Genomic DNA, 9206 nt, shown 5'->3' on the forward strand with positions numbered 1-9206 from the left:
ACGGGCGTGCCACGCGTTCCCGCCACGCGCCCTGCCGCGGCGGCTGGCTGCCGATCGTAGCCCGCTTTGACTGTCTCAATGCGTGGTGAGCGGCGGCGGCGCGTCGGGCGCGACGTCGAAGGCGCCGAGATGGAACTCCTCGCCGGTGGACGCGTCCGGCTCGGAATGCTGCGCCATCAGCGTGAACGCGGCCTGCGGGTATTGCTTCCAGATATCGAGATCGTCGGCGGTGATGGTGAGCCAGCCGAACGTGTACATGTAGCGTCCGGGCTCGGTGACCCGGCCGACCCTGTCCCAGGTGATCTTGTCGACTCTGACCTTATCGACTGTAATTTTCTCGACTGCCATTCGGTCCCCCGATCGCAAGTCTGCAAATGACGTCCGGAACGAGGCGCGGACCTTCAAAAGCTTATCTCGAAATAGGGCTGCGATAGGGCAGCGCGGCCGGAGGATCAGGCCGATTGCAGCATGGCCGTGCGGACGATCAGCCGGACGACGTCGTCCCGCGACTGCTTTTCGGCGAATTTGACAGCAAAGCCGTTTTCGAATTTGCGGATCACGCGCCCGACGCAAGCGCCGACCGCAAGCGGGGTTCCCACTGGCGGATCGTATTCGCAGGATATCGCGACACCGGCCGTGGAGACGTCGATGATGAAGCAGGCATGGGTGCTGCCGTCGGCGAGCGTCAGGAAGGTGTGCGCGACCTGCGGAACGAAGCGCGCGTCATTCCGCAGCTCCTGGACGCTGGCGTCCTTTTGCTTCTTCTCGAGCCAGGTCAGCTTTTCCGACATCCAGGCGCGCCGGGCCCGCGTCATGTCGAGCTCCATCAGGAAGCCCGATTTCAGCGTCGCGCTGATGGTGCATTGGAATTCGCCAAAATCCTGGAAGTAGGAGGTCACGCGCTCGCCGACCTTTCCGACTACGGGAACGTCGACCATCATGCGGAACGGTGAAACGCGGCTGGTGCGGCAGGCGAAGGTACGGAGCTTGCCCTCGCAATCGTACCAACGCGGCAGCGAGTAGCTGCCACTCACGGTGACATGCACGGCACGCTGTCTGAGGAACTCTGCGACGGACATGGGCGCCAATCGTGTTTCGGAGGTTTTCCGTAATTCCACGATAGCAATCAAATTCTAAGCAAATGATACCGGCGCTCACGAGCAGGGGTAAATTTCCGGTAAATGCGCAGATCGGGGCGGGCGGCATAGCGCCGCGATTGTCAGGCCCGTGACCTCACGATCGCGTCATCCGAGCAGCACCAGCAGAGCCAGCACGCCAAGGGCCATAGCGAGCTTGATCGTCGCGCAGGCCAGGCCGCTCGGTCGCCTCTCAAATCCGAACCACGGCAATGCATGCTGCATCGCGCGCGTTGCGAATGCTTCGACGATGGCGAACAAAAGAGCGATTCCGGCGAGCAAGGACCACGATGTGTCTGGAAGCATCCATGTCGCGAGCCAGGCGGGGACGGACGCTTTCAGCGATGCCAGCAGCGCGAACCATCCGAACAGGGATACGAAGCCCTTGATGATGTCGGGCCCGATCGTACCAAGCTCGAGACGGATGCCGATCTTTGCAAGAGCGAGTTCGATGCGCTCGCCATCGGTGAAGAAGAGAAACGCGCCGAGGTAGAGAGGAACGCGCGACTGAAACAGCAGCGCGATGATGCCGAACAGGACGGCGTAGCCGCAGGCGTCAGCGAGAATGGTCGTGCCTGCCGTATGCGACGGCTCCGACGCAGTCGTTGCCCGAGGCCGCGATCTGGCGCGCGCCATGTGCTCCAGCATTCTGGCGCGCCGCTCCGGCACGTAGGCTGCCGTGCGGTGGATCCATGGCGGAGGCGTCGGCGAGGCAATCCCGGCCTGGTCGTCCGAGGGAGATTTGTGCTGCGCCATCGGCCTGCATCCAGTTCCATCTGGACCTTGGTCGGAGGCGAGGGGCGGGGAGGTTCATGCGGGGCGGCAGATTTCGCCCTGTCATCCAACGGCGGATGATGGCGCTCCCTAGCGGAATCGAACCGCTCTCTCCACCGTGAAAGGGTGGCGTCCTAACCGATAGACGAAGGGAGCAAACCCAGGGCCCCGCCGCTTTTCGCGGCACGGCCGCTGGCCGCCCGAGTCATGCCCGGCGGCTGCAGCGGGCGAACCTATAATGGCCTTTGGCGCCCTGGGCAAGCCGTTCGGGAACGGTCTTTTGGCACCGGTGGATAGCATCCCACCCAAGGATCGGTCGGCCGAATTCAACGGTTTCTTAGGTTCCCTGAGCTAGCGCTGGACTGGGAGAATTTAAGCCGATGCCACCGCCCAAGAAGCGCGCAGCCCGCAAGTCGCTGTCGCAGCATGCCTGGATCACGCTCGACGGCGGATTCGCAGCGCGGCAATGCCTGGTCCAGGACATCTCCGCCACGGGCGCCAAGATCACGCTGGACGAGGATGCGAGCCAGCTCCCGGGCGTGATCCGGATGGCGTTCGCGCGCGATGCGCGGACCGGGCGGAGCTGCCAGGTGGTGTGGCGCCGCGGCAAATCGGCCGGCATCAAGTTCATCTGATCCCCGGGCAAAGCGACCCCGATGGCGCGCGACGCCGGTCCGGGCTAGAACGGCCTGCATGCGTGCGCCGCTCCTCATCCTGATCTCGTTGCTGACGACGGCCGCGGCCGCGGCGGAAGCCTTGCGTCTGCCGCCTCCGGAGCGCCCACAGGCCGGCAAGGCCTTGCCGCTGAACGGTGCCGGCGGGAGCGCGAAAGCGGGCTCCTGCGCCGCCTATGGCCGCGGCTTCCATCTGGTCGAGAGCACCGGCACCTGCGTCAAGATCGGCGGCTCGATCAGCGTCGAGACCACGGTCAGGCGCTGAGCCCCCATGCCGCCGGACATCATGCGGCCCGAGATCATCGTCCCGTTCGTGATGTATTGCGCGCTGCTGTGGTGGGTCGGCCGCGGCCTGAGCTGGACTGCGCGGCTGGGCACCGCGGCGGTCACGCTCGTGCTGATTTTCTGCGTGCTGCTGTTCGAGCGCGGCTGGCCCTAAACAAAAAAACGCGAAAACAACCCCATGCACAGTAGCCGCCATCTCCCGGCGCCGCGCGGCAAAATGCCGATTCATCGTGCTCGTAACGGACTTTAAGCCGCGCCACCGCTCACGACATCGGCGGTGCCACAAATTGCGCAAAACCGGGCCGTTTGCCGAGTTCGGCGAGCCAGCGCGTCAGATGCGGCTGCGCGGGCCGGGTGATGCCCTCGACGCCGAGCCAGCGCCGCGCATAGGCGCCAACCGCGATGTCGGCGAGCGTGAACGCATCGCCGTCCATGAACGGACGCGTGGAGAGCAGGCGGTCCGCGATGGCCCAGACCTCGGCGGCGGCATCGGCATCCTTTTGCACCTGGATCATCTCGCGCTCGGCGGGCGGCGTGCGCACGATGCCCCAGAACACCGGGCGGTCGACCGGCTGCACCATCGACAGCGTCCAGTCGAGCCAGCGGTCGACGCTGGCGCGCAGCCTCGGCGCCTCGGGATAGATCGGCGTGCCGCGCCCATGCGCGAGGCAGAAATAGCGCATGATCGAATTGGATTCCCACAGCGTGAAGTCGCCCTCAACCAGCGTCGGGATCCGCGCATTGGGGTTCATCGCGAGATAGTCGGCCTCGCGGGTCTTGCCGAACGCCATGCCGGCGTCGATGCGCTCGTAAGCCAGGCCGAGCTCGGCGAGGCACCACAGCACCTTCTGCACGTTGACCGAATTGGCGCGGCCCCAGATCGTCAGCTTTTGGTCCGGCACGTCATCCTCCCCAGGCGTTTCTTTCGGCGCAGGTGATAGCGGAATCCACTGCGGCGGGCGACGCGCGATTGCGCCGATCCTCGCATGCAAAAAGCTCCGCCCGAGGCGGAGCTTTCATTGCAAGGCAAAGCCTGGTCAGGCGATCAGCGGCCGAAGAACAGCCACAGCAAGATGATCACCGGGATCGGCACGCCCAGCATCCACAACAAAATTCCGCGTCCCATCGCGTCCTCCTCCAATTGCATTGTCGAAGAGAGAACGCTTAGGAGAGGGGCTGGTTCCGGCAAAAAGGCCTACCAATGGCCGATGTTGGGCATCGACGACCACGGCTCCTGCGGCGGCTTCGGATCGCCCTTCTGCAACAGCTCGATCGAGTGCAAATCCGGCGAGCGGACGAAGGCCATGTTGCCGTCGCGCGGCGGACGGTTGATGGTGACGTCGGCCTTCATCAGCTTCTCGCAGGTCGCGTAGATGTCGTCGACTTCATAGGCGAGATGGCCGAAGAAGCGATCCTCGCCGTATTTTTCCTCGTCCCAATTCCAGGTGAGCTCGACCAGCGGCGCGCCGCGCGTCTGCGGCTGCTTCTTCAGCGCCTCGAGATCGTCCGACGAGCACAGGAACACCAGCGTGAAACGCCCCTTGTCGTTCTCGATCCGCCGAACCTCCTTCAGCCCCAGCGCATCCTGGTAAAACTTCAGCGCGACATCGAGATTGCGCACGCGCAGCATGGTGTGGAGGTATCGCATGGTTGTTGCTCCCTGGGTGGATGGAGGGTTTTTGGTTCGGCCGAGCCGAAGGGAGTAGGAGATAGCAGGAAAATCCGGGGAGGGGCAGGGGGCGGGTGCACATGTGCATGAGGGTGAAGCCGGCTGATGAAGTAAATCAGCCGGCGAAATTTCAATGCACTCTCACCGAAAATCCAGTGCCGCACACGCGCCATTGGCTGTGTGTGCGGGGCGGTCTGCTGCCGCGACCTATTGCGCCGCGAGGCGGTGTCCGGCCTGCTCGATCGGCGGCATGAAGAGCGATACCGCCGTGCCTTCGGGGTCGCGAAACTGGAACGTCCTGTTGCCCCATGGCATCGTTTTCAACTCGTGCACCAGCGTAACCTTGTCTTTCAGGCGCTGATAATCCGCATCGATGTCTTCAACCTGAAACTCGATCACGGCGGTGCGGTTCGCGCCGGGCTCGGCACTGTTTTCTTTCCAGAGCGTGACCGTCTCGGCTGCGCCGATTGCGAGGTTGGCGCCCGGCGTCACGATCTTGGCGAACACCGGCGCGAGCCATTCGGCGGAACATCCGGTCACCATTTCGTAGAACGAAACCATGATTTTGATGTCAGTAGCGATCAGGCGAGTGGAGGCGAACTTCATGGCATGTCCTTTGGTTGACCGCAGATTTGAGCGGCATCGCGGGGCTCGTCGCACACCGCTGCTGCCACCCTGATGTCAGCAGTCACGATGCCGCGCCGAGCGCGCCGTGAATGGCGATGGCATTGCTCAAGCGCTAGAAAACGAGCCCTTCACGAAGCCCCACAGCGCTAACCGGGTCCTCAGAACGTGACGCAAATCGCAGAACTGGGCCACCTCACTCACGGGGGACACGGGGTTGTTTAGCCGTTGGCAGATGAACTCCCCGCGAAACTGACGCGACTAACCGCTATGGCCAATATTCTAGGCGAGCTTCTGTTTGCACTTATCCGCTCGATTGTTGCCGGATGGGCGTATGCGCTCTGGGTCAAACTGGCGACATGGCTCGAGCCGAAAATTCAACGGCGTTGGGTGAAGATTGCCGTAGGAGGCCTCCTCGGCCTGGCAGCCTTTTTTATGATTCCGATCGTGATGGCGCTGTTGGGCCTTTGAAGACAATGAAATCCGTTCTCACCGTCGCACTGGCAATCGGGGCCCTCGTCTCGACGGTGCTGCTCGTCATGGAGCAGCTAACCGACTACTCCACCCCTGTGATGGCATGGGAGATGCCGGGTATATCCGCAGCTTACCTTTTCTGGGGAGCTGTCGGCAGTTCCGTTTTCTTGGGCGTCGCCATCACTTGGGCCGTGAACGCCATCGTTTACGGGGCGCCCGCTTTCGTTGTCCTTACAGTCATCAAGCTGGCAATCCGCGATCTGCCGAAGTGACAGAACTGAGCTCGGCGCGGAGCCGATGCTCAGCGCGCTCAAGAAAATGAGCGGCAGCAGGTCATGCAAGGCGCCTGACGCGCCTTGCATGATCGTCTGAAATTTCGCCTGCCGGCGAGCGGCCGGACGGCCGACATCATGAACCACGACGGAGTTCGAGGCGACGAATGCCCGTAAACGAAGGTCTCTCGTCGTGAAATGGTTTAGACGATACGCAGTTGGCTGCCTGATCGCGGTGCTCCTGTTCTCGGGCCGAGACAGTTACAAACGGCCCGGCGAAGACATGCGCTACGGGGCCATCCTTATGGTAGCCGCCGGTTGGCCTGTTGTTGCCGCGATTGTCGTGGGAAGCACCATCGGTGACATCGTACATGACGTGAAGCAAGGCAAAGCAGGATGAGTGCCCGGCTCGCAAAGCGACAGGCCGCGATCCCGGCATTGAAGTTGTGGAATCGACATTGCGGGATCGTGCGCTCAATCGACGCTGTCTGTGCCCGACGAAATGCAGCGCGCTCAACGTTTGTGAATGCAGCGTTGGCCGAACGCCTGCAACCTTCCCGCGACACTTCTGATCATCGGTGAGTCATGTTCTTCCGTCTCGCAGGGACGGGGCGTACATGCCCGCTGTCTACTTCTCGAGCCCGGCCTTTTGCCGCATCGTGTCGATCAGCTCTGACGCCTCTGCCTTGGTCAGATCCTTCTTGGGGAGGGGCTTGTGCGCCTGCTCGGCGAGGGTCTTGAGGTAGGATTCCTGGGCGCCGGTCATCGGGTCGTCGCCGGAAACCCAATCCTTCGGATCCTTTTGTGTGTTGTCCCCGGTGTTGTCAGCTGTCTTGTCAGCCATCGCGATCTCTCCTTTTCCACCTAACGTCGGCGCGCGCTTGTCGTTCCTCATTTGTTCGTCAGTCGAAAACGTGCGGAAATTGAACGTCTCGAGATCTGCCATGAAGAACCGACCTACTGGCCAGCGCGGAACAAGCGCTCCCGCCAAGCGTAGGTTCTGCATGAGCGAGAACCTGTCCCATCTCATCGAACATTCCGTGCAGATCGCCTGGGATTATCTGGAGCGCACCGGACAAGTCAGCGACGCGCCGTTCACCAGCCGCTTTCTCTCGGCCGCCGTCGAAGAGATGGTCCGCAAGGGCGAGCACAGACGCCTCATGCTGGCCAACCGGGCCATCACGGCGTTCGAGCGGCTTTCCAATAGGCAAGCTGCATAGATCGGTCCCCGGCCTTCGGTCGTCACTGCGCGGCGGTCCTGCAGTTCTCCGAGTGCAATTTGTTGAACCCCGGCGAAGCCCGGCGCGACCAACCGCCATGCTGCAAAGCCTGCTCGGCATCGGAATTGGCTTCGCGGCCTATGTGCTGAGACACCAAAGAGGAAAGTCGTGAAGGCGATCACACTGCTCGCGGTGGCGGCCATGCTGCTGGTGGAAATCTTCGGGTCGAAGGCGAGCGTCGGCGGCTCGATGAGCTTCATGCTGGTCTTTGTGCTCGTGATGCTGGCTGTCGCGATCTACGAGGCTTGGTCGAACGAGCGCGGCGCGATCGGATGGATCGTCAACCTGTTCGCTTCGGCGGTTGGCGGGCTGGTTGCGGTTGCCCTGATCGGGATGGCCGTGGAGGCGATGCTGCCATACCTTCACCTCGAAGGTTCGCTCGCGTCCTCGCAACATCCCCTGAAATACGTCCTAGTCGCAGCCATTGCGATCTGCATGGTGCTGGGATCATGGCTGCCGCTGTTGGCCGTCAACCGGTTTCGTCACTGAAGGGCACCCGGCGTCGCGCTCCCTAGCGCTTTGCTTCCTGCTTGCCACGCCTGATTTCCTCAGCCTCGTCCACCAGCTTCAAGGCGGCGCCGTCGTAGCTCAGCTTGAGCCCACGGCCGACAGTCCATATCCATCCGTCCCGGGAGTCCCTGGTTGGCTGGGCGTTGAACTGGTCGGAGATCGATTTGACGGCAGCGTCTTGGGGACCCGGATTGTTCAACTCCGCAATGACGCGCCAGATGCGATGTTTGGGATCAGGATTCCCAGGGTCAACGTCGTCGGCAAAGATCGTGACCTTGGCGCCGTCGACTGCGCACTCCAGGACGTAGGAATCGCGAATCTGACGGCAGCGGTAGCGACGTTGCGTGACGAGCTTGTTGGTTTCGTCGAATGTCATCCCTGGCGAAAAGCCGAGGATGTCGGACTTCTTCACGAGTGCCATAGACGCAGGCTTTAGAAAGCCGGGCTGTACCGCCACGAGAACGGCGGCAACAACAACGATCAAGCCGGCGACAACAATGGCAATCTTCATCAGCCCCTCACAAGAAACGTTCGACCATACAACAGCCGGAGCGTTCTACCAGCCATCGCCCTGCATGCTTCGAGCCTCCGGCTATTTTTGTAGGACTGCACCTTCGGAGGATCACAGCTTCGGAAGATCGCATGGGCACGTATCGGCTGGTCATGAACGTGAAAAACCGCCCCTGACATGACCAGGGGCGGCTTTCACCAAACGGGGTTTCGAACGCGATCTAGTGACCGGTGCCCGGCTTCGTCGTCTTCGGCGGCTTGCCGTCTTCGATCCGGCCTTCGTTGCGCAAGTCGCGACCTTCCTGGGCCTTCTTCTGGCTCTCGGGGGACTTGCCGTGTTCGTTCATCTCTTCTTTGATGAATCCGGCGCCTTCCTTCACTTTACCTTCAACGCTCATGACGATCTCCTTGCTGGAGATGGGGCAACTCGCGGCAAGACCTGACCGTTCCGGTGCGCGCACGATTGTGAGGAGTGCATTCGACAGGTTCCAAAGACCCTTCTCATGAAATGGCCGCGCCGCTTGTGGAAGCGACGCGGCCGGGAAGCGAGCCGTACAGGAAACCGGCTTACTTCTTGTTGCTGCGGGTCTTGGTACCGCCCTGGTCGCTGCCCGGGCCGGAGCCGCCCTGGCCGGAGGCGTCGGGCCTCACCATTTCGCCCTTGCTCATGCCGTCATGGCTCACGCCGGTCGTGCCGCTGCTCATCGTGCCCTTGTCCGTGTTGGTCATGCCGGGCTTCTGCATGTTGTCGGACTGCGCGGCGGGGCCGGTCTGGGTCTGGGCCAAGGCAGAGCCGCACATGAGGCCGAGGGCGGCGGTCGCAATGACGAGCTTCTTCATCTCAAACTCCTGGTTGGTTGTGTGGGCCAACGGGAGCGCAGAAACCGTGTTCCTAAAACAAGGCGTTCTGGAGTGCAAAAATTCTCGTCTGCAACGAGGCGTTGTCGGTTCTGCTTGAATCAGAACTGCTCCAGATTGTTGTGACGCGTTTTCGTCCC

The 9206-nt window shown here is 62.2% G+C and carries 17 protein-coding genes and 1 tRNA gene; 7 read left to right on the forward strand and 11 right to left on the reverse strand.

What is annotated here, in order from left to right:
- Positions 1-75: 75 nt before the first annotated feature.
- The 4 genes from IVB19_RS17290 to IVB19_RS17305 form a co-directional block, all read right to left on the reverse strand.
- Entirely contained in the window at positions 76-348 is a 273-nt protein-coding gene (locus IVB19_RS17290) for a hypothetical protein (protein WP_018454389.1), read from the reverse strand.
- 104 nt (positions 349-452) lie between these two features.
- Positions 453-1079, reverse strand: coding sequence for a pilus assembly protein PilZ (locus tag IVB19_RS17295; RefSeq protein WP_018454388.1), 627 nt, complete (start codon positions 1077-1079; stop codon positions 453-455).
- Positions 1080-1244: 165 nt separating this feature from the next.
- On the reverse strand, positions 1245-1892 hold the full coding sequence (locus tag IVB19_RS17300) for a hypothetical protein (RefSeq protein ID WP_018454387.1): 648 nt from the start codon (positions 1890-1892) through the stop codon (positions 1245-1247).
- A gap of 99 nt (positions 1893-1991) precedes the next feature.
- Positions 1992-2066, reverse strand: a tRNA-Glu gene (locus IVB19_RS17305).
- 224 nt (positions 2067-2290) lie between these two features.
- Between IVB19_RS17305 and IVB19_RS17310 the strand changes: the two genes are divergently transcribed.
- The 3 genes from IVB19_RS17310 to IVB19_RS17320 are packed head-to-tail and all read left to right on the forward strand — an operon-like array spanning position 2291 to position 3023.
- Positions 2291-2545, forward strand: coding sequence for a PilZ domain-containing protein (locus IVB19_RS17310; protein WP_007591415.1), 255 nt, complete (start codon positions 2291-2293; stop codon positions 2543-2545).
- 58 nt (positions 2546-2603) lie between these two features.
- On the forward strand, positions 2604-2849 hold the full coding sequence (locus tag IVB19_RS17315) for a hypothetical protein (RefSeq protein ID WP_018454386.1): 246 nt from the start codon (positions 2604-2606) through the stop codon (positions 2847-2849).
- A gap of 6 nt (positions 2850-2855) precedes the next feature.
- A complete protein-coding gene (locus tag IVB19_RS17320) occupies positions 2856-3023 on the forward strand; it encodes a hypothetical protein (protein WP_018454385.1) in 168 nt (55 codons plus the stop codon).
- A 109-nt stretch (positions 3024-3132) separates the two neighbouring features.
- On the opposite strand, the gene IVB19_RS17325 is transcribed toward IVB19_RS17320, so the two are convergent.
- The 3 genes from IVB19_RS17325 to IVB19_RS17335 form a co-directional block, all read right to left on the reverse strand.
- On the reverse strand, positions 3133-3771 hold the full coding sequence (locus IVB19_RS17325) for a glutathione S-transferase family protein (RefSeq protein ID WP_247338025.1): 639 nt from the start codon (positions 3769-3771) through the stop codon (positions 3133-3135).
- Between the two features lie 293 nt (positions 3772-4064).
- Positions 4065-4517: a VOC family protein gene (locus IVB19_RS17330; protein ID WP_247338024.1), complete on the reverse strand. Its 453-nt coding sequence runs from the start codon at positions 4515-4517 to the stop codon at positions 4065-4067.
- Between the two features lie 228 nt (positions 4518-4745).
- Positions 4746-5144: a VOC family protein gene (locus IVB19_RS17335; RefSeq protein ID WP_018454382.1), complete on the reverse strand. Its 399-nt coding sequence runs from the start codon at positions 5142-5144 to the stop codon at positions 4746-4748.
- A 246-nt stretch (positions 5145-5390) separates the two neighbouring features.
- Between IVB19_RS17335 and IVB19_RS17340 the strand changes: the two genes are divergently transcribed.
- Complete coding sequence (locus IVB19_RS17340) at positions 5391-5633, forward strand: hypothetical protein (protein ID WP_247821601.1); 243 nt, start codon at positions 5391-5393, stop codon at positions 5631-5633.
- 5 nt (positions 5634-5638) lie between these two features.
- The gene (locus tag IVB19_RS17345) at positions 5639-5908 is read left to right on the forward strand and encodes a hypothetical protein (RefSeq protein ID WP_018454380.1); all 270 of its coding nucleotides are present in this window, start codon (positions 5639-5641) and stop codon (positions 5906-5908) included.
- A gap of 628 nt (positions 5909-6536) precedes the next feature.
- On the opposite strand, the gene IVB19_RS17350 is transcribed toward IVB19_RS17345, so the two are convergent.
- Complete coding sequence (locus tag IVB19_RS17350) at positions 6537-6752, reverse strand: DUF3072 domain-containing protein (RefSeq protein WP_026232720.1); 216 nt, start codon at positions 6750-6752, stop codon at positions 6537-6539.
- Positions 6753-6912: 160 nt separating this feature from the next.
- On the opposite strand from IVB19_RS17350, the gene IVB19_RS17355 reads away from it, so the two are divergent.
- Both IVB19_RS17355 and IVB19_RS17360 read left to right on the forward strand, forming a co-directional pair.
- Positions 6913-7128 (forward strand): hypothetical protein, encoded by a 216-nt coding sequence (locus tag IVB19_RS17355; protein ID WP_018454377.1) that lies wholly within the window; start codon positions 6913-6915, stop codon positions 7126-7128.
- A gap of 168 nt (positions 7129-7296) precedes the next feature.
- Positions 7297-7677, forward strand: coding sequence for a hypothetical protein (locus IVB19_RS17360; RefSeq protein WP_018454376.1), 381 nt, complete (start codon positions 7297-7299; stop codon positions 7675-7677).
- A gap of 22 nt (positions 7678-7699) precedes the next feature.
- On the opposite strand, the gene IVB19_RS17365 is transcribed toward IVB19_RS17360, so the two are convergent.
- From IVB19_RS17365 to IVB19_RS17375, 3 genes are all read right to left on the reverse strand, one after another.
- Positions 7700-8209: a hypothetical protein gene (locus tag IVB19_RS17365; protein ID WP_018454375.1), complete on the reverse strand. Its 510-nt coding sequence runs from the start codon at positions 8207-8209 to the stop codon at positions 7700-7702.
- A gap of 220 nt (positions 8210-8429) precedes the next feature.
- On the reverse strand, positions 8430-8606 hold the full coding sequence (locus IVB19_RS17370; protein ID WP_007610124.1) for a hypothetical protein: 177 nt from the start codon (positions 8604-8606) through the stop codon (positions 8430-8432).
- A gap of 169 nt (positions 8607-8775) precedes the next feature.
- Positions 8776-9048: a hypothetical protein gene (locus IVB19_RS17375; protein ID WP_247338023.1), complete on the reverse strand. Its 273-nt coding sequence runs from the start codon at positions 9046-9048 to the stop codon at positions 8776-8778.
- Positions 9049-9206 lie beyond the last annotated feature (158 nt).

This window comes from Bradyrhizobium sp. 187 (assembly GCF_023101005.1).
Lineage (GTDB): Bacteria > Pseudomonadota > Alphaproteobacteria > Rhizobiales > Xanthobacteraceae > Bradyrhizobium > Bradyrhizobium canariense_D.

Coding starts and splice junctions, on each gene's coding strand:
- IVB19_RS17290 (WP_018454389.1), bottom strand. CDS start 348: ATGGCAGTCGAGAAAATTACAGTCGATAAGGTCAGAGTCGACAAGATC.
- IVB19_RS17295 (WP_018454388.1), bottom strand. CDS start 1,079: ATGTCCGTCGCAGAGTTCCTCAGACAGCGTGCCGTGCATGTCACCGTG.
- IVB19_RS17300 (WP_018454387.1), bottom strand. CDS start 1,892: ATGGCGCAGCACAAATCTCCCTCGGACGACCAGGCCGGGATTGCCTCG.
- IVB19_RS17310 (WP_007591415.1), top strand. CDS start 2,291: ATGCCACCGCCCAAGAAGCGCGCAGCCCGCAAGTCGCTGTCGCAGCAT.
- IVB19_RS17315 (WP_018454386.1), top strand. CDS start 2,604: ATGCGTGCGCCGCTCCTCATCCTGATCTCGTTGCTGACGACGGCCGCG.
- IVB19_RS17320 (WP_018454385.1), top strand. CDS start 2,856: ATGCCGCCGGACATCATGCGGCCCGAGATCATCGTCCCGTTCGTGATG.
- IVB19_RS17330 (WP_247338024.1), bottom strand. CDS start 4,517: ATGCGATACCTCCACACCATGCTGCGCGTGCGCAATCTCGATGTCGCG.
- IVB19_RS17335 (WP_018454382.1), bottom strand. CDS start 5,144: ATGAAGTTCGCCTCCACTCGCCTGATCGCTACTGACATCAAAATCATG.
- IVB19_RS17345 (WP_018454380.1), top strand. CDS start 5,639: ATGAAATCCGTTCTCACCGTCGCACTGGCAATCGGGGCCCTCGTCTCG.
- IVB19_RS17350 (WP_026232720.1), bottom strand. CDS start 6,752: ATGGCTGACAAGACAGCTGACAACACCGGGGACAACACACAAAAGGAT.
- IVB19_RS17355 (WP_018454377.1), top strand. CDS start 6,913: ATGAGCGAGAACCTGTCCCATCTCATCGAACATTCCGTGCAGATCGCC.
- IVB19_RS17365 (WP_018454375.1), bottom strand. CDS start 8,209: ATGAAGATTGCCATTGTTGTCGCCGGCTTGATCGTTGTTGTTGCCGCC.
- IVB19_RS17370 (WP_007610124.1), bottom strand. CDS start 8,606: ATGAGCGTTGAAGGTAAAGTGAAGGAAGGCGCCGGATTCATCAAAGAA.
- IVB19_RS17375 (WP_247338023.1), bottom strand. CDS start 9,048: ATGAAGAAGCTCGTCATTGCGACCGCCGCCCTCGGCCTCATGTGCGGC.